23 protein-coding genes and 1 riboswitch are annotated in these 22,248 nt (G+C 52.1%); of the genes, 16 read left to right on the forward strand and 7 right to left on the reverse strand.

Annotated elements, in window-relative coordinates:
* The first annotated feature begins 217 nt into the window (after positions 1-217).
* The 5 genes from EKM99_RS06295 to EKM99_RS06310 are packed head-to-tail and all read left to right on the forward strand — an operon-like array spanning position 218 to position 3,587.
* Positions 218-1,267 carry a sensor histidine kinase gene (locus EKM99_RS06295; RefSeq protein WP_125581976.1) on the forward strand — a complete coding sequence of 350 codons (1,050 nt, stop codon included), beginning with the start codon at positions 218-220 and terminating at the stop codon, positions 1,265-1,267.
* Positions 1,260-1,913 carry a response regulator gene (locus EKM99_RS06300; protein ID WP_125581978.1) on the forward strand — a complete coding sequence of 218 codons (654 nt, stop codon included), beginning with the start codon at positions 1,260-1,262 and terminating at the stop codon, positions 1,911-1,913. Before EKM99_RS06295 ends, EKM99_RS06300 begins: the two co-directional genes overlap by 8 nt.
* The gene (locus tag EKM99_RS15785) at positions 1,903-2,235 is read left to right on the forward strand and encodes a hypothetical protein (RefSeq protein WP_164511540.1); all 333 of its coding nucleotides are present in this window, start codon (positions 1,903-1,905) and stop codon (positions 2,233-2,235) included. The genes EKM99_RS06300 and EKM99_RS15785 overlap by 11 nt, the downstream gene beginning before the upstream one ends.
* Before the next feature lie 33 nt (positions 2,236-2,268).
* Positions 2,269-3,315 (forward strand): tyrosine-protein phosphatase, encoded by a 1,047-nt coding sequence (locus EKM99_RS06305; protein ID WP_164511541.1) that lies wholly within the window; start codon positions 2,269-2,271, stop codon positions 3,313-3,315.
* Entirely contained in the window at positions 3,312-3,587 is a 276-nt protein-coding gene (locus EKM99_RS06310; RefSeq protein ID WP_125581980.1) for a hypothetical protein, read from the forward strand. Before EKM99_RS06305 ends, EKM99_RS06310 begins: the two co-directional genes overlap by 4 nt.
* A 53-nt stretch (positions 3,588-3,640) precedes the next feature.
* Here the strand turns inward: EKM99_RS06310 and EKM99_RS06315 are convergent, their stop codons facing one another.
* Complete coding sequence (locus EKM99_RS06315; RefSeq protein WP_125581982.1) at positions 3,641-4,447, reverse strand: hypothetical protein; 807 nt, start codon at positions 4,445-4,447, stop codon at positions 3,641-3,643.
* A gap of 131 nt (positions 4,448-4,578) precedes the next feature.
* A riboswitch (TPP riboswitch) is annotated at positions 4,579-4,677 on the forward strand.
* 70 nt (positions 4,678-4,747) lie between these two features.
* Between EKM99_RS06315 and thiW the strand changes: the two genes are divergently transcribed.
* Positions 4,748-5,257 (forward strand): energy coupling factor transporter S component ThiW, encoded by a 510-nt coding sequence (gene thiW / locus EKM99_RS06320; RefSeq protein ID WP_125581985.1) that lies wholly within the window; start codon positions 4,748-4,750, stop codon positions 5,255-5,257.
* A gap of 67 nt (positions 5,258-5,324) precedes the next feature.
* Here the strand turns inward: thiW and EKM99_RS06325 are convergent, their stop codons facing one another.
* Positions 5,325-5,798: a hypothetical protein gene (locus EKM99_RS06325; RefSeq protein WP_125581987.1), complete on the reverse strand. Its 474-nt coding sequence runs from the start codon at positions 5,796-5,798 to the stop codon at positions 5,325-5,327.
* 118 nt (positions 5,799-5,916) lie between these two features.
* Here EKM99_RS06325 and EKM99_RS06330 point away from each other — a divergent pair, with 118 nt between their 5' ends.
* From EKM99_RS06330 to EKM99_RS06350, 5 genes are all read left to right on the forward strand, one after another.
* Complete coding sequence (locus EKM99_RS06330; RefSeq protein WP_125581989.1) at positions 5,917-7,101, forward strand: MFS transporter; 1,185 nt, start codon at positions 5,917-5,919, stop codon at positions 7,099-7,101.
* Positions 7,102-7,256: 155 nt separating this feature from the next.
* On the forward strand, positions 7,257-7,766 hold the full coding sequence (locus tag EKM99_RS06335) for a TetR/AcrR family transcriptional regulator (RefSeq protein WP_125581991.1): 510 nt from the start codon (positions 7,257-7,259) through the stop codon (positions 7,764-7,766).
* Between the two features lie 11 nt (positions 7,767-7,777).
* A complete protein-coding gene (locus EKM99_RS06340) occupies positions 7,778-8,839 on the forward strand; it encodes an ABC transporter permease (RefSeq protein ID WP_125581993.1) in 1,062 nt (353 codons plus the stop codon).
* A gap of 3 nt (positions 8,840-8,842) precedes the next feature.
* Positions 8,843-9,514 carry an ABC transporter ATP-binding protein gene (locus EKM99_RS06345; protein WP_125581995.1) on the forward strand — a complete coding sequence of 224 codons (672 nt, stop codon included), beginning with the start codon at positions 8,843-8,845 and terminating at the stop codon, positions 9,512-9,514.
* Positions 9,515-9,761: 247 nt separating this feature from the next.
* Positions 9,762-11,144, forward strand: a complete 1,383-nt coding sequence (locus tag EKM99_RS06350) for a sugar porter family MFS transporter (protein WP_125581997.1) — start codon at positions 9,762-9,764, stop codon at positions 11,142-11,144.
* Between the two features lie 91 nt (positions 11,145-11,235).
* On the opposite strand, the gene EKM99_RS06355 is transcribed toward EKM99_RS06350, so the two are convergent.
* Positions 11,236-12,960: a phosphatase PAP2 family protein gene (locus tag EKM99_RS06355; RefSeq protein WP_125581999.1), complete on the reverse strand. Its 1,725-nt coding sequence runs from the start codon at positions 12,958-12,960 to the stop codon at positions 11,236-11,238.
* 254 nt (positions 12,961-13,214) lie between these two features.
* On the opposite strand from EKM99_RS06355, the gene EKM99_RS06360 reads away from it, so the two are divergent.
* Both EKM99_RS06360 and EKM99_RS06365 read left to right on the forward strand, forming a co-directional pair.
* Positions 13,215-13,406, forward strand: coding sequence for a DUF6440 family protein (locus tag EKM99_RS06360; protein WP_125582001.1), 192 nt, complete (start codon positions 13,215-13,217; stop codon positions 13,404-13,406).
* Between the two features lies 1 nt (position 13,407).
* Positions 13,408-13,947, forward strand: coding sequence for a YbhB/YbcL family Raf kinase inhibitor-like protein (locus tag EKM99_RS06365; RefSeq protein ID WP_125582003.1), 540 nt, complete (start codon positions 13,408-13,410; stop codon positions 13,945-13,947).
* A gap of 104 nt (positions 13,948-14,051) precedes the next feature.
* Here the strand turns inward: EKM99_RS06365 and EKM99_RS06370 are convergent, their stop codons facing one another.
* Complete coding sequence (locus EKM99_RS06370) at positions 14,052-15,104, reverse strand: helix-turn-helix transcriptional regulator (protein ID WP_125582005.1); 1,053 nt, start codon at positions 15,102-15,104, stop codon at positions 14,052-14,054.
* 81 nt (positions 15,105-15,185) lie between these two features.
* Here EKM99_RS06370 and EKM99_RS06375 point away from each other — a divergent pair, with 81 nt between their 5' ends.
* Positions 15,186-15,656: a GyrI-like domain-containing protein gene (locus tag EKM99_RS06375; RefSeq protein WP_164511542.1), complete on the forward strand. Its 471-nt coding sequence runs from the start codon at positions 15,186-15,188 to the stop codon at positions 15,654-15,656.
* Positions 15,657-16,097: 441 nt separating this feature from the next.
* Complete coding sequence (locus tag EKM99_RS06380) at positions 16,098-16,727, forward strand: GyrI-like domain-containing protein (RefSeq protein ID WP_125582009.1); 630 nt, start codon at positions 16,098-16,100, stop codon at positions 16,725-16,727.
* 95 nt (positions 16,728-16,822) lie between these two features.
* On the opposite strand, the gene EKM99_RS06385 is transcribed toward EKM99_RS06380, so the two are convergent.
* The 3 genes from EKM99_RS06385 to EKM99_RS06395 all read right to left on the reverse strand — a co-directional run bounded on the left by EKM99_RS06385 (position 16,823) and on the right by EKM99_RS06395 (position 20,771).
* Entirely contained in the window at positions 16,823-18,226 is a 1,404-nt protein-coding gene (locus tag EKM99_RS06385) for a DHA2 family efflux MFS transporter permease subunit (protein WP_125582011.1), read from the reverse strand.
* A 166-nt stretch (positions 18,227-18,392) separates the two neighbouring features.
* A complete protein-coding gene (locus EKM99_RS06390) occupies positions 18,393-19,049 on the reverse strand; it encodes an HAD family hydrolase (protein ID WP_125582013.1) in 657 nt (218 codons plus the stop codon).
* 549 nt (positions 19,050-19,598) lie between these two features.
* Complete coding sequence (locus EKM99_RS06395) at positions 19,599-20,771, reverse strand: iron-containing alcohol dehydrogenase (RefSeq protein ID WP_125582015.1); 1,173 nt, start codon at positions 20,769-20,771, stop codon at positions 19,599-19,601.
* A 392-nt stretch (positions 20,772-21,163) separates the two neighbouring features.
* Here EKM99_RS06395 and EKM99_RS06400 point away from each other — a divergent pair, with 392 nt between their 5' ends.
* Positions 21,164-22,144 (forward strand): cation diffusion facilitator family transporter, encoded by a 981-nt coding sequence (locus tag EKM99_RS06400; protein ID WP_125582017.1) that lies wholly within the window; start codon positions 21,164-21,166, stop codon positions 22,142-22,144.
* Positions 22,145-22,248 lie beyond the last annotated feature (104 nt).

Genomic DNA, 22,248 nt, shown 5'->3' on the forward strand with positions numbered 1-22,248 from the left:
CATAAAATCAGCTAGTGTAAGCGGACTTTTCAATTAGAAGAGTCTGCTTTTTTAGACCGAAGTTGGAAAGATTGTTCGGAAACTGAAAACGCTTTACGAGTGATATGTTATACTACAACTATAGTAGGTATGCCGCTAAATGATTGTGACCATGACCAATCAATGGCGGCTAATATCATTTAGAGAATGAACCAGAAATAGGACAGGAGGATGGGCTTTGACTGAGAACGACAAGTGGATCACGCGTTACTTTGAGAATGCCCCCGTTGCCATTATTTTATTTCAGGAAGATGAGATGCTAGCGTGTAATCGGGCAGCGCGGTGTTTAAAAAAACAGCTACACTTTGATCCGCATTATTTATATGAAATTGCCCAAGCAGCGGTCGACCAGCAGGGGAATCTTGCGACGGATTGCCCAAGCTGTGCGATTGCCAAGCAAGTCCGTGAGGTCGTCGTCCCCGTTTTGTCAGCTGAAGACGACTCCATTGATGCGGGCTACATGATGTTTTACAAGGCCTTGGATCTGCGGCAACACATCACCTCCTTAACGTTGAAAAGCTGTGGGACCCTCAATCGGGGCCTACGTTTGGCGCAAAACGAAGAAATCAGTCGCTACGTGGTTAGAGCTAATGAAGAGGACCGCCACCAAATTTCGGCAGACCTCCACGACAACATCGCGCAGGGACTCTATTTTGCCATGACTGGAGTCCAACGATTGGCCAACTGTGACCTGAGTTCAGACGAACGGCAGACACAAGCGGCCGCGATTACCCAGCAATTACAGGAGACGCTGGCCGAGGTCAAGAACATGGCGCTAGAGGTCCGGCCATCTGTCATGGACGACTTCGGCTTGTTTGCGGCCCTACGAGCGTTGGCGACGCGGCTACAGGCCACCACTGGCATCGATATTTCCGTCAGTGGTAATGCCCAGCCGGCGTGCCTGTCTGAAGCTATTCAAAGCGCCATGTACCGGGTGGCACAAGAGGCTATCAATAACGCCGTGAAGCACGCCAACGCTAGTGAAATCATGTTACTGTTAGTCGAACACAATCACTTTATCACGCTCCAAATCATTGACGATGGGGATGGTTTTAATGTGGCTGAACATTCCCAATTTAACGGCCATTCGTTGGGCTTGAGCGATATGAATGAACGGATCAAGTCCTTGAGTGGTATCTTTCATCTGGATTCGACACCGGGCGTGGGGACCACGGTATCGGTGAAGTTTCCAGTTTGTATGAGTAAGGGGAGTCTTCAAAATGTATAAAGTCTTAGTAGCCGACGACCACGCGATTGTGCGGTCGGGACTGAAAGCAATTGTGGATGACCAACCGGATTATCAAGTCGTTGCCGAAGCGGCCAACGGCAACGATACGTTTGTCCGTGCCGGTCAGGGTGACATTGACATGATTATTATGGATTTGAGCATGCCGCCGGGTGAAAGTGGCTTGGTGACGACGAAGCGGATTCACAATCAGTATCCGAAAATTTGGATTATCATTCTATCAATGCACGGTGAGGAAGACTACGTGGATCAGGCCATTAAGAATGGGGCCGCGGGTTACGTGTTGAAGAGCTCACCGGATAGCGAGATTATTAACGCCATCACCACGGTGGTGCACGGCCGCCATTATGTGGATGAGAACGTGATTCTATTGAAGGCGGACATCAAGAATATTCTAACGGACGTGGATAAGACCAATCTGTGGGGCCACAGCCCGTTGTCTAAACGGGAACGAGAAGTCATGCCTTTGGTGGCGTTGGGTTACTCCAATAAGGAAGTTGCCGCCAAGCTAAACATTACGACCAAGACGGTGGAAGCTCATAAGGCCAGTATTATGCGGAAGCTGGATTTGACGTCCCACGTGGATCTGGTGCGGTACGCGATTCATCATCAGTTAATTGAATTCTAGTGACAATCAGTGCGCCAGCTTTTCTCTGAATGAGGGAAAGGCTGGCTTTTTTGCGCGCCAATTTATTGAAAAAGTAATCGTTTATCCGGCAACCATTTCTGCCAGTTGGGTCAGTATAGCAGATTATCTTTCGCTTAGGGGGTCCGTTAAGCAACAACCTGGTTATGGGCTTAGTGGTCCATTGGGGGTGCCAAATGCAAACGCTGAATTGCCGGCATTTACATTTGTGAAGGGGCATCATCGCGTGGGACCTTTACCAAAAAAATACAAGAAAACAACGATACTTATAAGCGAGCTTGGTATGCTACTCCCGGAAACGTGAATATGACTTGGTCAAGCATGGCAGGAGGTAACCATGAAGCATACGTGGATCAAAGCAATCAGTCTTATCGGTGTCGGCTTGATGTTGGCGGGGAGCGGGATTCCCACTGGTTTTGCGGCAATTCAGGCGGCCGCACCCGTTGTTGAGCAGGAGGCGGAGGATTGGAAGAGCGGCAAGGGACCGGTCGTGATTCCCAACCTGAAGGATCAGTCCAACGAGGCCGATTTAGCCTTGTACAAGATTCCCCTGGAGAAGACGAAAAATACGCGGGACATTGGCGGGTACCAAACGGCGGATGGCTACTGGCAGATTCGCTCGCACAGCTTGATTCGGTCGGCCGCGCTGAGCAATTTGAATAGCGCAGATATCAAGACGCTGGCCAACGACTACCAGGTGCGGTCAATCGTGGATTTCCGGACGCCTGGCCAGATTGAAAAGGCCAAGGATAAGGTGATTCCGGGCGCCACCAATACGGAAATTTCCGTGCTGGGGCCGCACGCCTATACGGATGGTATCGACGGTGATGGTGATTTCTACAACCAGCGCTTGAATTTCGGCTACTCCGCCGTGATGGGGTATCGAAAATTTTTGAACATGCTGCTGACCAATCCGAGTGGGTCCACACTATACCATTGTTCCTCCGGCAAGGATCGGACCGGGATTGCGACGGTCTTGATCATGGCCATTTTAGGTGTTCCTAAGCAGGATATCGTCAATGATTTCATGCTCTCGCAGTACACCCAACGGACCGTCAAAATTGAATGGATCTCGCGCTACTACTTTGAAATTGAACGGAACTATGGTTCGATTCACCAGTACATTTCGCAAGTTATCGGCTTCTCACCGGCGCAACAGGAGCGGCTCAAGGCCAAGTATCTAATTTCGACTGATGGCAAAAACACGCCGTACCCGGGAACGACCACGCCGGGCAATCCTAATCCCAATCCCAACCCCAACCCCAACCCCAACCCCAACCCCACGCCGACGCCCAGTCAGCCGGACCCGGAGCCAGACGTGACGGGAGAAACCACGTCGCCCGAACCAACGCCGGAGGTCACGGGGATGGCGACCAAGTCGTGAAAAAGAAGGCCAAGGTTAAAATCCTGTCGACCAAGAAGCGGCAGACAAAATTTGTTTATCAGTTGAAAGGTAAAAAGAAATGGTTCAAGAATGCGGGACTGTCAAAGGCGTTTGGCACGGGTAAGACGCCGAAAAAATCTGCCAAGAAGTGGCGCATCGTTAAGTCTGAACGGGTGAAAATCAGCGGGCATAAGCAGACTTATTATCAGGTCCAGGATCGAAAGGGCCACAAGGCTTGGCTGCTGAAGGCGTATGTCGTTAAGGCCGCGTAACGAAAAGCACGCTCAGGCTGATTGGCCCAAGCGTGCTTCTATTTATAAGTCGACTAATAAAGAAATAGCGTGAAATCAATGCGACCGGTGCCGTCCGTCAGATTGCCACTGAGGTGCGCGGCCACGCAGTAAGTCGTGGCGTGATTGGCCACCATTGCCTGTTCAATGGTTGAGACAATTTTGACGCCCAGTTGGCCCTTGCCCGTGGTTTCTAGCGTGGCATCGTGGCCCTTGGGATCGATCCAAGTTGCCAAATTGGTTACTGCTGGCAAATGAGCCACGGTAATCTTGTCGGCGTCCAGGTTCTTGATGCGAACAAGCTTGATGACGTCTGCCATGGCCATTTGGTCGGGCGTGAGATCATGTGACCAGTAGTAATCATACATCATGTCCAGGTGATTATTATTTTCATAACCGTCACTTTGGAGCTTGTTCATGATGAAAAGGTCCAGCTTGTTTTGATCGTCGGACCCCAAGGCGGGCGTTAAGTGCAAGCCATCCGTGGCTAACTGCTGGTAGCGGTAGGTCCCCGATTTCAGGAAGCCATGCCAAATCCAACCGGCTGTCCGGTGATTCTTACTGACAACGTAGTAGTAGCGGGCCGCATGGGTGCCGTGTTTCAGCAGAGCTGATTTTTGGGCGACCCAGGTGGTGTGCGGGTAGTACTTGGTATTATGTAATTTATAAGTGTGCTGCTGATTCCACAGGTAGTGGGTCTTGGTATCACGGTTGTGATAGGATTTCGGCTGCCATAACGTGTAGGAATCGGTTGCGACATACTGGCTGGCCCGGGCCGGCGTGGGTAAGGCCAAGAGACTGGCTAGAACTAGAATAGTTAAGATAACGCTCTTTTTCAACATAGAATCCCCTCCGGCCTTTAGTATAGCAGACCAGCATTGATTGTGGGGAACAATCAAATTAAGGATCAATCAGTCCAGCGTATTATGAGTTGCAATTTATTTTTAGACCCGGTATAGTCGGGGTTAACTGAAAAAGACACTAGGGGTGCCAATCGGCTGAGATGGACGTGTGCCAATCCCTTTGAACCTGTTGAGTTAACGCTCGCGTAGGAAAGTGTGCGGTCTGCTGGAAATGCCAGGGGAGCCGCCGTCGTGGGGGACGGGGACTTTTTTGGTAATTTGATGCAGGAGTGTGACAAGATGTCTAAGAAAGTGTATCCGATGACGCTGACCGCCATGTTAGTGGCATTAGCCGTTATTGGCGGCAGTGTGTTTTCCTTTTCCATTGGGGTGGCCAAGGTGGCACCCATGCAACATTTGATTGACGTGGTCTCTGGCGTGTTATTGGGCCCGTGGTGGGCGTTGGCCCAGGCATTTTTAACCTCGGTGATCCGCAATATCATGGGCACGGGGACGGTATTGGCCTTTCCCGGGAGCATGATTGGGGCCTTTCTCAGCGGTTGGTTATTTCAACGAACGGGGAAGCTCTTAGCCGGCGTCTGTGGCGAGTTGCTGGGCTCCGGGGTCATTGGCGCGTTTGTGGCCTATCCGGTCGCAGCATGGCTGATGGGGACCACTGGTGCCGTCTGGCTGTTCTTGCCCAGCTTCTTTATGAGCGCCCTGGTTGGGGTAATTTTGGGCTACGCCATCCTGAAGAGCATGTGGTCGACCGTGATTGCGCCACGATTGGGGAAGCTGCAGGGGAAATAAGTGGGTAGCGGCGATTGATTTGAGTCTAAAAAAGAACCCTGACAGATTGTCACGGCTCTTCGTTTGCTCACTTTTTTGAAAGTTGCGCACTAAATTTGGACTTGAATTGTAAGCTGTAGGTGTGACCGGCGTGCGCCTTAAACGACTTACCAGCCTTACGTGTCCCGTATTTCTGAAGCTGCAACGTTTTCCCCTGACGCTGAATCTTCGTGTAGGACCAGGTCTTATCAAGACTGTCGTACGCTCGCAACCGGTATTGTTTGCCAACTTTCTGGTAGGCCAGCCGGTTGCCACCATAGTCGTGTGTTCCGTAATCATACATCACGTACAGCCACTTGGGCGTCAGAATCATGGCGTTGTTGGTAATTTCAGTATCATTGCCAATATGCCGTACCCGCTGCTTGGCGTACCAAGCACCGCGAATGGCTTTGGGCGTGCCCGTCGTCCATTTCACGGCTTTGGCCTGGGCCGTAGTCGACCAGCCAAGCCCGGTTATAAGGCCAACCGTTACGATAGTCCCCGTGATAAATTTGTTCATCATAAAATCCCCTCCGATAGCAATAGTATACCAAATTTCACGCGTCAAGGTGACCCTAAGGCAAGCAGGTGTGGCCTTTTCTCCGTAAAAGTTCTACACTTTTAGCAGGAGGTTTTGTCACGTGAAAGAACAAGCAACGTTATCTAAAAAGACCATTTTACTAATGGCAGTCGTGACGGGGGTCATTGTGGCCAACCTGAATTTCATTCAACCAATTGAAAACTTGATTGCGGCGGATTTTAATTTGTCGAAGGCCGTCGTGGGGATGTTGGCGATGGTCACCCAGTTGGGGTACGCCTTTGGGCTACTGCTCATCGTGCCCCTGGGAGACATCTTTGACCGCTACCACTTGATTCAATTCATGATGATTTTATCTATTATTTCCTTGTTATTGGCGCACTGGGCTCCGAACGCCGGCGTCTTTGCCGTGGCCACGGGTCTGGTGGGCATCACCTCGGTGGCGCCGCAGATTATCATCCCGTATGCGGGGTATTTGGCGCCGGGCCTGCAACGGGGGAAAGTGCTGGGGATCGTGTTGAGCGGGCTACTGACGGGGATTCTGCTATCCCGGTCCTTTAGTGGCCTGCTGGGCAGTATCATGCCCTGGCAAGACATCTACCTCGTTGCGGCGGCTATTGATTTGGTATTCCTGGTCGTCGTCCACTTTTACTTGCCGCATGACGAACGCGGTCACCAGGATCTGTCTTATTGGCCGGTTATTCGGACGTTACCGCACTTATTTGCCAGCCAAAAGCCCTTGCGTGGTGCGGCCATCAACGGCTTTTGCCTGTTTGGTATGTCAAATGTCTTGTGGTCGACGCTGGCCTTTTATTTGGCGGCCCAGTACCATCTCGGCAGTAGTGTTGCCGGATTGCTGGGACTCCTGGGGATTGCCGGTGTTCTGGCGGCGCCCCTGATTGGGACCTTGGTGGATCAACGGTCGCCGCGACTGACAGTGGGGCTGGGGATGGTCTTTTCCGGCGTTGCTTTTGGTCTGTTCTGGCTGATTGGCCACTGGATGTTGGGCTTGATTATCGGTATCGTTCTACTCGACTTGGGTACACAATTCAGTCAGGTCTCCTGTCAGGCAATTGTGCAGTCGTTGAATCGCCAGCAGAGTAGCCGGAACAATTCCGTTTTCATGTTCAGCTACTTTTTAGGTGGTTCAATTGGGACGTTGTCCGCGACCTGGGCCTGGAGTCATGCCGGGTGGACTGGCGTTTGTGGCGTGGCCGTGGTCTTTCTGGTCATTGCCGTGGCGGGCCACTTGCTGATTGGCGAACCCGAAAAGTTGGTGACGGATTAGCGCGTTTACTAATAAAAATAATGATGGAATCCCGTTTGCGTCTGAACGGGGCTCTTTTTTTGATTGAAAGTTGACACGGTGTCACCTACGTGCTAAACTGCTGTTTATAGATAAGTGACACGATGTCACTATTAGCTTGAAAGGAGCTTATCACCATGCCTTCCACCACTTTTGAAAATCTAAATCCTGAAAAGAAGGACCGCGTCATGGCGGCCTTACTAACGGAGTTTTCCAATCACGGACTTGCCGATGCCCAAGTCGCACGGATCGTGACCGCGGCCGGCATTGCGCGCGGCGCCTTTTACAAATATTTCGATGACCTGACCGATGCCTACCAAACGCTATACCACTCGGCGATGGCTGCGATTCACCGTGACGTTGAGACCGCGCCAACCGGGACATTTGCGCCCCAAGCGTACTACGACGCCGTGGTGGCCTTCGTTGATCACTTTACGGACAGTGAATATGACCAATTGATTCAGCGCCACTATCGTGAGAATGAAAGTCTCTTGCCGGAGATGCCAGTTCCCGTACAATTACCGGCTGCGGATTGGTCCGCCATGGTTTTGAGCCATGCGACTATTAAAGAAATTATGTTACGGCCAGCCAACCGGGACGCGGCGTTAACGCGGTTCCAGCAAGCCTTACAGCTACTGGCAGAATAGGAGGAACCCCCATGTTTTTAGCCTTAAAAGAGATTCGCCACGAGAAGCTGCGTTACGGCCTCATCGTGGGGATGGTCGTGTTGGTCAGTTACCTGGTCTTTGTCCTGAGTGGCTTGGCTTATGGCCTGGCACAACAGAACACCCAAGCCATTTCGAGTTGGGACGCGCAAAAAATTGCGGTGACCAGCGATGCCAACGATAGCTTGTCGCAGTCGTTGATCACGAAGCAAACGGCCCAACAGATGACCCTGACCAAGGATGAGGCCTATATCGGCCAGGCCGGTGTCGTGGCCAAAGCCAAGGGCCAGCCGAAGTTATCCGCCCAATTCTTGGGAATTAACGCTAGCCAATTTATCTACCAAAAATTAAGCGTGACGAGTGGGCACAAGCCGACCGCCGCCAACCAGATTCTGGTGGACGATAGCTTTAAGGACAACGGTTACCACCTCGGCGACAAGGTGAGTCTCGGCGCCACCAGCGGTAAGTATCAGATTGTCGGTTTCACCCACAATGCCAAAATGAGTGTGGCGCCCGTCATCTACGGTACGCTGGGCACATGGCGGACATTGAGTCACGTCACCAGTGACTTTAAGGCTGGCGGAATCGTTTCGACCCGATCTAATTTCACCGCTAAAAATAGTGCGTTGAAGACCCTCACCATGAATCAATTCATTAATAAGTTACCCGGCTATTCCGCCCAGAACACGACGTTTACCTTCATGATTGCCTTTCTAATGGTGATCGCGATGGTCGTGATTGCCGTTTTCCTGTACATTTTGACCATGCAAAAGTTGCCAAACTATGCGGTATTGCGGGCGCAAGGAATTCCAGCGAAGGTGCTGGTTTCAACGACCATCAGCCAAGCGCTCCTGCTGGTTGTCGGGGGCCTGATTATTGGGGCCGCGCTGACTGCGGCGACGGTGTTCGCGTTACCCGCCGGCCTACCGATGAGCTTTAATTTACCATTATTAGCCGGCGTCACCGGAGGGATTCTCCTGACTGGCGTCGTGGGCGCGTTGATTCCTGTTCGGATTATTTTGCACGTTGACCCCGTCAGCGTGATTGGAGGTTAAACCATGCCAGCATTGACTTTAGAACACGTAAATAAAAAATTTGGCCACGCAACCAACGAGGTGACCGTCCTGACTGATGTCAACTTTGAAGCCGAAGCGGGGCAGGTCAGTCTGGTGATTGGTCCTTCTGGTTCCGGGAAGAGCACGTTTTTAACGATTGCCGGTGGGATTCAAACGCCAACTGCCGGTGAAGTCCGGGTAGAAAATCAATCGCTAGATCAGCTGGCGGGGAAAGCCCGGGACGCCATGCGGTTAAACAAGATTGGTTTTATCCTGCAAGCTTACAACTTGATTCCCTATCTGTCAGTCAAGGATCAATTTGCCTTGGTCGACCGGGTGAAGCCACAGGGGAACCTGACGCCGGCCGAATTGGCGAAGCTGCTGGACCAACTCGGCATTGCCAACCTGACAAACCAGTACCCGGGCGAGTTATCTGGCGGTCAAACGCAACGGGTCGCCATTGCTCGGGCGCTCTACCAGAATCCGGACATCATCCTCGCCGACGAACCCACCGCGGCACTCGACAGTGATCGGGTCAAGGTGGTCGGTCAGCTGCTCCACGACTTGGCCAAGCAACACCATAAAGCCATCGTGGTCGTGACCCATGATCTGCGACTACAGGAATTTGCCGATAAGACCTACGCCATCATGGACGGCAAAATGACGTTGGCTTAAAAATATTTTTATAAAATTTCGCACTAAGTTTGTGCACCAATGTGCGAGATTGGTCTACACCACACAAAAGGACTGCCTAACTGGCAGCCCTTTTTCTAAGGCTTTAGATGCGGATTTGGTATAGAGCAATTCCGACTAAGATTAGAACTAGCTGTGCCTTTTTCACCCTTGAGTAAGCGTTTACAACTCGCTAAACGCGTGTTATCGTAGATTTGCTGATTATTTATGAAGGGTGAGGAAAGTTAACATGAATCGACATTTAAGTACATTTTTCATTTTCACGTTCGGTGCGCTGGGCGGCCTCTTGTTTGGCTTTGATACGGGGATTATTTCCGGGGCCTCGCCACTGATCGAAAGTAATTTTAATTTGGACATCGCGCAGACGGGATTCATTACGTCATCCGTGCTGATTGGGTCATCCGTCGGGGCGCTGGGCGTGGGTCCGTTGGCTGACAAATACGGGCGGAAACACCTGCTGATTTTGGCCGCCATCCTGTTTCTTTTGGGATCGTCGTTATCCATGGTCGCCGTGGGCTTCTGGTCCATGGTCATCGCACGGATTATTTTAGGCCTGGCGGTTGGGTCTGCTTCTGCACTGACGCCAGCCTACCTGGCCGAATTGGCTCCCGCCGAACGCCGGGGCTCACTGGGGACGTTATTCCAGTTGATGATCACCTTGGGAATTTTACTGGCCTACGTGTCTAACCTGGGCTTCTTGCACCACAACCTGTTGGGTATGCGCGACTGGCGTTGGATGTTGGGATCTGCCTTGATTCCAGCGGCCTTATTGTTGATTGGTGGTCTGTTATTACCCGAATCTCCGCGGTTCTTGGCGGAAAAGGGGCATACCGACCAGGCTTTAAGTGTTCTGAAAATGTTACGGAAGAATACGGCCGATGATCCTGAAAAGGAATTGGCCGAGATTGAAACCGTTGCCCATCAACCAAAGGGTGGCGTCAAGGAACTGTTCACAATTGCGCGACCAGCCGTGATCGTTGCGGTCGGCATCATGTTGCTGCAACAGTTGGTCGGGATCAACTCCGTCATTTACTTCCTGCCACAAGTCTTTATCAAGGGCTTTGGCTTCCAGGAAAGCAGTGCCATCTGGATTTCAGTTGGGATTGGGATCGTCAACTTCCTGGTCACCGTTCTGGCAACGTTTATCATGGATAAATTCAACCGGAAGACGTTCTTGATGTTTGGTTCGATCGTCATGGCCGTTTCACTGGGAATTCTTGCGGTGATGAACTTCACTATGGATATTCACACCACGGCCGTCCCAACCATGATTCTGATTGCCATCTACATCTTCGGGTTCGCCATTTCTTGGGGTCCCATTGCCTGGGTCACGATTGGTGAAATCTTCCCACTGAGTGTTCGGGGAATCGGGTCATCCATTGGGTCCGCGGCCAACTGGATTGGGAACTTCTTGGTTTCCCAATTCTTCCTGGTCATGCTGAGTTACTTCCACAACAACGTCGGTGGGCCATTCGCCGTCTTCGCTGTGTTTGCCGTGTTGTCCATGTTCTTCGTCCACTACTTGGTTCCCGAAACACGGGGCAAGTCATTGGAAGAAATTGAAATGGCCTTGCGCCACAAGGATCAGCAATCTGAGATGTCAGGCAAGTAAGCCACAATTAACTTAATTTAATCGCCAAAAAAGGCCGCGGAATTTTCAAAATTCTGCGACCTTTTCTTATCTCATACCGAGAGCTTACGGGTTACTTAGCAAGCCTAACGGCGTGTTTCGTGTAGACAACGTGCAGGCCCTTGGGCAGACCCTTGACGTGGGTAAACTTGCCGGCGTGGTGCTTGTAAGTCAGCAGGGAGGTGCCGTTCTTCCACTTGCCGCCAGTCAACCGCAGTGTACCGGCTAATTTAGCGGACTTGTTGATGGTTACTTTGGTATCCTTGGCGAGCTTCAGTTGGCCCCGCTTGGTCTGTTGGTAAGTCCCTTTGACGGTGACCTTTTGGTTGGTCAATTGCAGGGTACCACCTTGAACGGTGACTTTACCTTGGCCAGCGGCCGTGTTCGAAGTCAATTGCAAGGTGCCACCCTTAACGGTGGTGCCACCGCTAAAGGTGTTCTTGCCGCTTAATTGGAGCAGGCCGGTGCCGGACTTAACCAGGGAACCCTTCCCGCCAATGTCATTGCGCCAGTTATCCTTAGCCGCAAATTGGCCCTTCTTGGCATCCATGTTGACCTTAACGGTATCGTTAAATTGGCCGTAACCGTTGGCAGCGGAGAAGAGGTCTAGGCGACCCCAGCCTTCAGCGTCGTCCATCACGGGATAACCAGAAGGCATCCCCGTGGTGAAGAGCACGTCACGCCGTTGTGTGTCCGTCAGGTATGGTAAACGCGTTGCCAGCAGGACTTCCGCCCCCTTAGGTACTCGGACGGCTTGATGGGTATCGCCAATTTGGTTGAAGCCGTAAGTCATGCGGTAGCGCCAGTCAGCCCGGTTCTTTTGGTAGTCGCCAAATTGATCTTGGGCCGTGGCATCACTGCTCTGAAGGAGGGCGGATGAATGGGCGTTACTGTAAGCTTCGGTCATCAAAGCTTGGTTGGCAGGATCGTTTAAGGCTGCAGCGGCCATGGCGGTACCGACCATCCGGCCACCCATGGTTGCTAACGGCGTGTGCCGACCAGCCAGGACCCGGTCGTAGCCAATTTCAGAGGAACGGGTCAACAGTTGTTGGTAACGTTCTGGGACCAGGTAAGCCAGCGTCATCCCCGTTTCAAAGCCAGCCGTGGTGTGGCCGCTAGGGAAATCGTAATCATCCGCGGGTGCTGCGGCCATGACCTTTGCCAGGGCTGGCACCACTTTGACTTCACTACTTTGACGGTAAGGACGCAGGTATTTAACCACGTGCTTGACCACCCCGGTTGCGGTGAAAGGCTGGTAGGAAGTCGTATTCATTAACTTAACCATTGGCCCCAGCTTAGAGGTTGGTGAGGCCCATTGGGTCTTGCTCCACGGGGTGTTCACGGGATCGGGAGTCGTGGGCATCGACATGTAATCCGTCTTAGCGTCGGCGTTCTTGATAAATGCGGATGAGTAGGGGCCCAGGCCATCGATCAGATTATAACGAAGGTCTCGCCAGTCAGTTAAATAGGAACGTTCCGTTTCAGCGTAGCTTCGAGTCTGAGTGACCTTCGCTGCCTTATCAATGTTTTCTTTTAAGAGGGGTGCGTTCAAGGTCTGACCGTTAGACCAGTACTTAGAAAATTCTGACATCTCGCCCACGACCGGATTATTTTGCACCGTGGTGTTGCCCTCAACATTTTGTTTATATGTATCCTGAAAATAACCGTAGGCCCCTTTGTGTGGGGCTAAAGCTGCGGTGCTGCTGGCCTGAGCGACGTTGGTCACCATGGGTAACGTGACGGCCATTAATGAAATGATGGCAACTCGCTTCGTCCAAGTGTGCTGTCTGTTTTTCATAAAATTCCTACCTTTCAATTTCTGGGGGAGTGATTTGTTAGTACTCACCCATCATAACGGACGAAGAGCCGGTTGTCAGTAGGGTTAATCGAATCGATACAGCATTCACACGAAACCTGTACGTGGTGTTCGTATTTACCTCTGCCAAGAATTGGATAAATATATTTATATTTGGCGGAAATAGCGCGTAAAACAGCCAGTTTGAGCGGGTGGCATGCTACACTAAGGGTATCAGTTCACAAGGAGGCGACACGATGGCTAAAAAGGAGCTGCGGTTTGAGGTTGACTCACCTCAGACGAAGGGCGCCACGACCGTGCAGATTATCACGGATAAGGAGACCGGCGTGCAGTACCTGCTGGGAATGTACGCGACGCTGGGCTCGGGGATGACGGTGCTTGTCGATGCCGAGGGTAAACCACTTTTGAAAAAGGACGCTGACCATTAATATGTTCATTGAATTTCCCTTTGAAGGGTTCATTTTTCCAGATAAATATGGGATCAATCAGTCCAAAGACAAATTGATTGACGGGATTAATCTCTGTTCCTTGCCGTTTCAAGTGACCAACCTGGCGGCCACCACGCAGACCGTTGCGTTTAGTCTGATCGACTACGATGCGATTCCCGTCGTTGGCTACCCGTGGATTCACTGGTTGGGCGCCAACGTTCCCGTGGAGCGGCGGCTGGGCAATCGGGTAGTCATCCCCGCCGATGCCAGTCGGCAAAGTGCTTTTCTCCAAGGAACCAACAGTATGGCCAACATCATTGACCAGATTAACAAGCCGGCTGACTTCGCCTACGACCTGACCCAACACTACACGGGTCCCCGGCCACGGCAGGGCGCGCACAACTATCGGTTGGACGTTTACGGTCTGAAATCGACGTTGCCACTTCAACCGGGATTTGGCTATAACCAGTTTCTGGAGGCCTTGGACACCGGGCTAGTTGAACAGGCCCACGCCTATTTGACTTACGCGCCGAAAAATTAGGGCCAGCTCGAATCAGGAATCAGGGCTCCGCTAAATTTTAAAATCCACGCTAAAAAGACATCGCGGTCATGGTTAATGACGACGGTGTCTTTTTGCTGGGTGGGTTATTTTTCGTTTGAATCCGAACCTTCTTCGTCAGCGTTGCTCGTTAGCGCCTCCTGGCGTGCGTCCTCTTCAGGATTTTTGTACAGCGGTATCGACAAGGCACTCATCTGGTGGAAGACTTCATCCTGCGTTGCTAAGTAGAGCGCACGTGGCGCCGTGACCCAGGTGGCATCTCGTCCCAGATACAAGAACCAGCGGACAAAGGCCAACATTTTTTGATCGTCGGTGGGATCTAAGTAGCATTCCAGCTTGGCCGTCTGCTGAAAGGAATCCAAGAACTGCAGCGGGGCCGTGGGGTGCGGGTGTTGCCGAAATTGTTGCAGCGCACTGCCCTTTAAGTTGATTACGACGTTGGGTTCGGGTGTGGCCGCTTTAATGGCGGCAGTGATCGTCGCGGGATCCAGTGTGTGTTCCTGGCTGACCGGGATAATTTTCTGAACAGCGGTGACCGCAATTTCCTGCAACCGCTGATTGGTGAGGTCCCAGGCATCCAAATACCACGCATCCTGCCGGCTGAACACGTGGCGGATCCAGACGGTGATGGTGGTCGATTCCGCTAGCTGAAGTTTTAGTTGGCGGTTGGCCAGGCAGGCGTTTAAAATCGTCTTGAGCATGGCTGGCGCGTGGTCCGTCAGTTCCGTTAGCTTGGTGTTGGCCCGGTTGGTGTGGCTAAAGACTAATAATTCCTGCAGCGTTAGCAGGTCGTCCTGTTGCGTCTGCGAGGCGATGGCCAACAATTTTTCCGTCAACGTGTTGCGATTTTGGAGATAAGGGAGCTGCGTGTTGAGCGTCGCCAGAAAGCTGACGAACAGGGCTTTCAGTTCCTCGCTGTTAAATTGCACCGCGGGGAGCAGTTGGTTTTGCATCACGGCGTAACCGCCTTCACGGCCCACCGTCGCCGTCAGCGGCATGCCCAACTCCTGGATGCTATTGAGGTCGCGAATGGCCGTACTCCGCGACACGTGAAACTGCGCCATCAGTTCCGCAATCGTAAAAAATTGGCGGTTATTAATGTAGCGCATCATGGTATTAACGCGAGCTGTTCTTGTCATATTTTTCCTTCCTAACAGTGTCAGTTTTTGGTACTATTACTTTCTATAATGAGTCTAACATCTAAAGGAGGCCACGACAACATGGCAAATTATACAATTGAAACAAAACCCGCATTTACCGTTTTAGGATTAGACACGATTTTAACAGGCAACTTCCCAGAAATGGGCCAGCAGAAGGCTGATTTCTGGCAAAAGGTCAACGCTGACCACGCACTCGACAACTTGGCCGGCATCAACGATTACCCCTTTGCCGTCAACGAAGCCATCAACGGCGAGTTCCACTACTACGCCGGCCGGCAAGTAGCAGCGGACACGAACGCCGCTGAAGGCCAACGCCTGATTGAATTTCCAGCGGGCAAATATTTGGTAATCACCGGTGCCGCAGCCGACCAAATGGGCTTGTACAACGCCCTCGAAGGTCCGGCGTTCGGCGAAATTTTACCGCAACTGAGCGACTACGCCTACGTGGGTGGCCCCAACACTTCTTACATGACGGGCAGCGACGACGCTGGCGTGCACGGCGAAATGCTGGTGCCGTTGGTGGCGAAATAGGCTGAAATTTAGCTAGCGTTAGCCAATCGCCTGCGGCTGCTGGAGATTCCGGCGTCTGTGGGGACCACCTGCGGCCTGAGAAGCGGTCCTCCGGTTCGGTTTGAAGCCTGATAAAAACCATCAGTCTCCAAACACGTCCCACGGTGTAGGCCGAGTAAACCGCTCAGCCAACGCCGTCGTCACAGCTACCTGCATCTCCAGCTGCCTCCGGCTACGATTGATTCTTAACCACTAAATTGAAGCAGATTTCCATCCTAATTCTAGTTGTCCAGCTTAGTTTGGTAAGTGGACTGGCGAGAACAGCTACTACGGGGCCTTGAAACGACGTAACAAATATCGCCCACCTAAATTTCTAGGATCATCATTTTAACGAATCGTTAGTGCAGCTGGCTGACGATTTTTTAGTATAATGGACCTAACCAACAACGAGGAGGGCTTTCCATGAAACATGAATGGCGCAAGGCAGAAAAGGACTGGTACCTGCCCAAGCAACCCACGATTTTGACGTTACCAGCGCTCAATTTTATCACCGTCGAGGGGCTGGGCGATCCCAATCAGCCGGACTTTAGCGACCACATTGCGGCCCTGTATCCGGTGGCCTACCAACTCCGAATGGCGCTGAAGCGGGGCGAGCTGGGTGTGCCTTACGAGTACACGGTCTATCCGCTCGAAGGGGTCTGGACCACGACGGACGGCTCGCGAGGTGAAAACCTAAACAAGGCGGCGCTGAAATACAAAATCATGTTGCGCCAACCAGACCAATTGACGGCGACGGACTTTGCGCAGGCCTTAGCCACAGTACAGGCGAAAAAGACCAATCCCTATTTCGACCAGCTGACCTGGGAAACCTACGCGGAGGGGCAAGTCCTACAGACAATACATCAAGGTCCATTTGACACGGAACCGGCCACTTTTGCCAAACTGCAGGCGGTCCTGGCTGAGAAAAATTTTCAGGTCATCCCCACCATGGGCGACTACTGGCACCGCGAAATCTACCTGACCGATACCCGTCGAACCGCACCGGAGAAGGCGAAAACGGTGTTGCGGTACCGGGTCCAATCGAACGGGTGAGTTAGGTAGTCACGAAAATTTAGAGACTGAAAACAGGGCCACGACGGTTGTCGCGACCCTGCTTTTGCGTGCTTGACTTTATAGTGTGAAATCAGCTAAGCGCCCTCTGCCACACGCTGCTTATCCCGAATCGTGAACGTGACGGCCACAACAATCACCATGACCACCAGCCCCAGGCCCAGCGCCAGTTGCGTGCCCAATTGCGTTTGGGCAACGGCGCTACTGGCGGGTCGGAGTTGGCCGCCAATTGCTAATAGGGCGGCCATAATGGCGGTTCCCAGCGAGCCGGCGTACTGTTGGAGCGTGTTGAAGGCCGCGTTGCCGTCACCCAATTGTGGGCGGGGTAGCTGTTGCAGGCCAAAGGTTAAGAGGTTGTTGAACATGAAGCTGAAACCCATTTGAAACAGAATGAATAAGCCGATAATCAAAGGAACCGATAAATGATTGGCCACGAAGACAAATAAACCCATCGTCAACAGTAAGCAGCCGGCCCCCAACCGTAAGGGCAAACGCACGCCACGGCGGTCCATGGTTTTACCGGCCACGGGTGAGAGCACCGCTGACGTCAAGCTCCCGGCCAAGAGCATCAGGCCCGAGACCATGGCGTTTTTCCCCAGCACTAATTGCGCAAAGTTGGGCAACAGGAAGGTTAAGCCAATTTGGACAAACTGAATCAAAAAATACAGCAGGAGCGCCTTACTGAAGGCGGCTTGCTTGAAAATGCTGAGCTGGAGCAACGGAGCGGCACTGCGGTTGGCCAGCCAGATGAACAGGCCGAGCGCCACGCAGGCTGCCAGGAAGAGACCGTAGAAGCCGGGGGCCGCAAAGCCAGCGCTACCGGCATTGTTGACAGCTAACGTGGCCAGACCCAGGGCAGCGACAATCACCAGAAACTGGCCGATTGGGAAGCGTTGCCGGTGCGTGTCGCCCGTAGCCGTCAGGTGTTTGGCCGCGACCCACCAGGAAATCAGACCGATGGGGAGGGTTAACCAGAAAATTAAGCGCCAGCTAAACAATTGCGTCATTAAGCCACCATAGGTCGGACCCAGTGACGGTGCCAATGCAATCAGCATGCCGGCGGTCCCGGTGAAGCGTCCTTGTTGGGCAAATGGCACCTGATGCATGATCAAAGAAAAGACTAGGGGCATGGCAAAGCCGGTCCCGACGGCCTGAATGATTCGGCCACAGAGGAGCACCAGCAGGGAAGGCGCCAGTGCGCAGAGCACGCCGCCGACCAGAAAGGCTGTCCCACCAATGCCAATGATGGTTCGGGGGTGGAAGCGCCCCTGGATGAACGCCGTCACGGCCATGGTTGCGGCGACCGCCAGCAGATAGGCCGTCGTGACCCATTGCACGGCGTTGAGCGAAGCTGAGAATTGGTGCATGAGCGTGGGAAACGTCACGTTCATGGACGTTTCCACCAGGACCCCACAGAAGGCGAGCCCGGCCGTCCCGAAGATGGCGAATTTAGTTGCGGATGGTATTGCGTTTGAAGCCATAAAATAAAACCTCCATTAGTCAGGAAAAAGTACGATTTACGACGAAATCATACTTTTCCTGGGTAACGGAGGTCGTTCCAGGATGTACAAGTATTGTTGTTTTTGATCGTTATTTTCCTGACGTGATACCTTCAGTATACCCCGAAAATTCAGGATATTTCAAACGTTATTTTAGCCACTGGAGCACTTCGTCCAGCGTTTGGACCATGTGAACCGGGCGGGCCGTCGCGGTTGGTTGGGCATTTTCCCGGTTGACCCAGATGGATGGCCAGGTCAGTTCGTTGGCGGGAACGATGTCGCTGGCGTACCCCTGAGCGATGTGCCAGTGGTTCTCGGGGGTGAGGCCGTAGTGGGTGGTCACGGCGTTGAAGAAGGTGTGGTCGGGCTTGTAAGCGTGCACGTCCTCGGCGGTCCAAACGTCAAACGGTACCTCAAGTGCGGCGGCGTTGGCGGGGATGATGTCCCAACTGGAATTGGACATCATGATCAGGTGGTAACCGCGGTCCCGCAACGTTTTCAAGGTCGGAATCACTTCGGGAAATGGCTTGAGAGCGCGGTGAGCTAGTAACACTTCCGGATAGTAGCGTTCAAATTGATGCTGCAGGTCAAACTGGTAGTCCAAATGAATGAGGTTGTTGCGCGTCAGGAGGTCGTAGTCCAGGTAGGGATGCATGTTGTTGCGGTCGTCCTGGTAGGCGATGAAACGTTGGCGGGCCAGGGTGGCGTCGACGCCGATCTCGTGCGCGATCCGCATGATTTCGGCGTAGGTGCCCTCTTCGCGGAGGAGTGTGCCGTAACAGTCAAAGGTGAGAAATTTAGTCATCAAAATAACTTCCTTTACGAGTAGTTAAGCCGCGTAAGCAAAAAACCACCTGTAGAGGTGGTTTTTGCGTGGCTGTAATGCACAATCAATCAATTTTTAGGGATGACCACGAGGGGGTAACCAGGTGGCCATCGTATTTTCCAGCCGGTTAGGTGGTTAGCGCTAACCGGCAAGCAGATCAGTACCGTACGCACGTCACAGACGAGACAGCGGGGGGCTGTTGGGTTTGCGGGCGTGGCTCAAAGGCAAGGTGGCTGTCGGGACTGGCCGGCAGGGCTTGGGTTTGGGGGTACTGGTCGAGAACGCGTAGAGCCAGCGGGGGGGACGACTTCTTTGAGATTTTTGGGACTGGTTAGGTTCCTCGAAGCTTCAGATTAGTTGAGCCCGTTTGGTTGGTTCTACACGTTTCTGTTCCGGAGGCTTGCGGCTTCCGAAACGTGCTCCGAGAGCCAGCTCCTTCCGCTTAACACCGTAACGAAAATCTCCCAGAAACGGGGAGATTCCCGTTACGCCGTTAATGCTCGGGAGCTTAACGGCTCTCTCCGCACTCTACTTTGCATCGTAAGCTGCTTGGAAAATCTTGATAATATCTTCTTTAGTCCCAACACGTGGGTTAGAGAAGGCGTTCCCATCCTTCAAGGCGTTTTCAGCCATCAGTTCAAAGTCTTCTGGCTTTGCACCGATTTCCTTGATGGACTTAGGAATACCAACGTCTTCTGACATTTGCTTCATGGCCTTGATGGACAATTCAGCAGCGTCACGCGTTGACAAACCATCAGTGTTTTCGCCCATGATTTCAGCTAATTCAGCGAAACGTTCTGGGCAAGCAATGATGTTGTATTCTTCAACGTAAGGCAGGAGTAAGGCACAGCAAACACCATGAGGCGCGTCGTATTGACCACCCAATTGGTGAGCCATGGCATGAACGTAACCTAAGTTAGCGTTGTTGAAGGCCATCCCGGCTAACATTTCAGCTTCGACCATCTTGGTCCGAGCTTCAAGGTTGTGGCCGTTAGCAACGGCTTCACGTAAGGAAGTTTCAATTAACTTGATGGCTTCGATACATTGTGAGTCGGTGATTGGGTTGTGGTCAACGGAAACGTAAGGTTCGATGGATTGAACGAAGGCGTCCATCCCAGTAGCGGCGGTTAAGCCCTTAGGAACATCGAGCATCAAAGTAGGGTCGTTGTATGAAACCAACGGAATGTTCCGCCATGAAACAACGACGAACTTCAAATGGGTTTCTTCGTTCGTGATAACGGCGTGACGAGTCAATTCTGAACCCGTCCCAGCAGTCGTGTTAACGGCGATCAGTGGTGGCAAAGCCTTGTCGAGCGTTTCGATCCCAGCTAACTTGGTGATGTCATCACCGTTAGTCAAGATAATGCCGGCACCTTTACCAGTATCATGAGCAGAACCCCCACCAACAGTGATGATGGAGTCAGCGCCTGATTCTTCGTAAAGTTTCTTAACTTCTTTGATGTTGCGAATCTTAGGGTTCGGTTCAACGTTGTTGTATACAACGTAGTCAACACCAGCAGCCTTTAAAGAATCCAAGGTCTGTTCAACCGCACCGTTTTCCATTCCTTCGAGGAACTTATCCGTTACGATGACGGGCTTCTTCATCCCTAACATCTTTGCACGGTCACCAATCTTGCTAATTACGCCAGGGCCAAAGAAATTGACACTGGGCATAAGAAAGTCATAACTACGTTCAGCCATTATACAAATGCCTTCTTTCGGAAGTTTTGAAAATCATTGGTACCAATTTCACAAAGCAATTATAACCAAAATATTTACAGTTTGCAACCGGTTTCGGTAAAAGGTTCGTTAGTTGTCTGAGAAAACCTGAGTGTATCGCCGGTTTAACGGTATTCACTCTGCCCAAAGAAAATTTATTTATCGCTTACAAAAATGGAAACGGGTTAATGAAAGAGTAAACAAATAGGTCTCATTTGCAAGTGATTTTTCGACTAGAGCACGTGCTTCACGAGGTTTCAGCGGACCGTGAACCCCCTAACGCAATTTACGGGTTCTGGGAGTAGGAATGGGTTAATCAAGTGGCTGAAAAATGGCTATAATGGAGTTAATAAGTGGATAAGAAGGATTGGTGTATGAAAGAATTGAATGCGCATCGCAAACAGGAACAAGCTGAGTGGCAGGCACGCCAACAAGCCGAGCTGGCCAAGCTCCATGGCGCCCAGCATCATTTGTATCTCAACGTGGGGGCCTACCTGTTTATTTCGGTGATTGAATTTTATTTAGCCATTATTGGGCACTCGCAAACGTTGCGGGCCGACGCGCTGAACAATTTGTCCGGGATTATTTCGTCGGTTTTGTTATTAATCGGTATCTACATCGCCCGCGATATCCACGACGATGATCTGATGGGCCAACCGTTGCCGGAAGACTACAGCCACAGTGGCCAGCGCCTCCAGCTGACGCGTTTTCATTACGAAACGGTGTTCACCATGATTACGGGAATCGTGATGATTGCGATTGCGGCGAGCGTCATCTACGGTGGTATCAAAAGCCTGTTGAATCCGGCTGAACAGGAAGTTCCGCAACCCATCACGTTGTTGGGAGCGGGCATCGCGGCCGTGGTCATGCTGGGCGTCTGGTGGCTCAACAAGCGGGCCGGTCGGAAATTGAAAAACGCCGCGTTGACGGCCGCCGCGCAGGATAGTCTGAGTGATGCCGTCACCAGTCTGGGGACCATGGTAGCGATTGGTGGCGCCCTGGCCTTTAAACTCAGTTGGCTAGATGGCGTGGCCAGTATCTTGGTCGGGATTTTCATTCTGACGGCGGGCATCAAGATTTTTCGGGTAAGCAGCCTGAACCTGGCCGATTACTTTGATCCGCAGGTGGAAGAACAATTTCGGCAAATGGCCGCCAGTTTCACCGGTGTCAAACGGGTGGAGGACCTCAAGGCCCACTACAACGGCAACGTGGTCACGGTCGACATGGTGATTGCGGTTGACGCCCATATGGAAGTGCAAGACAGTTATCGCCTGGGCGAGGAAATTGAAGCTGCCATGCGCCGGGAATTCGGGGTCGTGGACACCAACGTGATGGCGGTGCCGGCTGAGGAGTAGGCGAAGCGAACGGTAGTTAATTAAACTTGTAGTATAAAAAGGAGACACAATTATTAGTTGTGCCTCCTTTTGTTATCAATATCTAGTTATTATTCAATTCAGTA

Source organism: Levilactobacillus cerevisiae (assembly GCF_003946245.1).
Taxonomy (GTDB): Bacteria; Bacillota; Bacilli; order Lactobacillales; family Lactobacillaceae; genus Levilactobacillus; species Levilactobacillus cerevisiae.

Bases quoted from the DNA above. Each gene is read 5' to 3' on its own strand.
- EKM99_RS06370 (WP_125582005.1), bottom strand. From the start codon at position 15,104: ATGACAAGAACAGCTCGCGTTAATACCATGATGCGCTACATTAATAAC.
- EKM99_RS06375 (WP_164511542.1), top strand. From the start codon at position 15,186: ATGGCAAATTATACAATTGAAACAAAACCCGCATTTACCGTTTTAGGA.
- EKM99_RS06360 (WP_125582001.1), top strand. From the start codon at position 13,215: ATGGCTAAAAAGGAGCTGCGGTTTGAGGTTGACTCACCTCAGACGAAG.
- EKM99_RS06340 (WP_125581993.1), top strand. From the start codon at position 7,778: ATGTTTTTAGCCTTAAAAGAGATTCGCCACGAGAAGCTGCGTTACGGC.
- EKM99_RS06345 (WP_125581995.1), top strand. From the start codon at position 8,843: ATGCCAGCATTGACTTTAGAACACGTAAATAAAAAATTTGGCCACGCA.
- EKM99_RS06315 (WP_125581982.1), bottom strand. From the start codon at position 4,447: ATGTTGAAAAAGAGCGTTATCTTAACTATTCTAGTTCTAGCCAGTCTC.
- EKM99_RS06300 (WP_125581978.1), top strand. From the start codon at position 1,260: ATGTATAAAGTCTTAGTAGCCGACGACCACGCGATTGTGCGGTCGGGA.
- EKM99_RS06400 (WP_125582017.1), top strand. From the start codon at position 21,164: ATGAAAGAATTGAATGCGCATCGCAAACAGGAACAAGCTGAGTGGCAG.
- EKM99_RS06355 (WP_125581999.1), bottom strand. From the start codon at position 12,960: ATGAAAAACAGACAGCACACTTGGACGAAGCGAGTTGCCATCATTTCA.
- EKM99_RS06305 (WP_164511541.1), top strand. From the start codon at position 2,269: ATGAAGCATACGTGGATCAAAGCAATCAGTCTTATCGGTGTCGGCTTG.
- EKM99_RS06395 (WP_125582015.1), bottom strand. From the start codon at position 20,771: ATGGCTGAACGTAGTTATGACTTTCTTATGCCCAGTGTCAATTTCTTT.
- EKM99_RS06350 (WP_125581997.1), top strand. From the start codon at position 9,762: ATGAATCGACATTTAAGTACATTTTTCATTTTCACGTTCGGTGCGCTG.
- EKM99_RS06335 (WP_125581991.1), top strand. From the start codon at position 7,257: ATGCCTTCCACCACTTTTGAAAATCTAAATCCTGAAAAGAAGGACCGC.
- thiW (WP_125581985.1), top strand. From the start codon at position 4,748: ATGTCTAAGAAAGTGTATCCGATGACGCTGACCGCCATGTTAGTGGCA.
- EKM99_RS06385 (WP_125582011.1), bottom strand. From the start codon at position 18,226: ATGGCTTCAAACGCAATACCATCCGCAACTAAATTCGCCATCTTCGGG.
- EKM99_RS06325 (WP_125581987.1), bottom strand. From the start codon at position 5,798: ATGATGAACAAATTTATCACGGGGACTATCGTAACGGTTGGCCTTATA.
- EKM99_RS06380 (WP_125582009.1), top strand. From the start codon at position 16,098: ATGAAACATGAATGGCGCAAGGCAGAAAAGGACTGGTACCTGCCCAAG.
- EKM99_RS06365 (WP_125582003.1), top strand. From the start codon at position 13,408: ATGTTCATTGAATTTCCCTTTGAAGGGTTCATTTTTCCAGATAAATAT.
- EKM99_RS06390 (WP_125582013.1), bottom strand. From the start codon at position 19,049: ATGACTAAATTTCTCACCTTTGACTGTTACGGCACACTCCTCCGCGAA.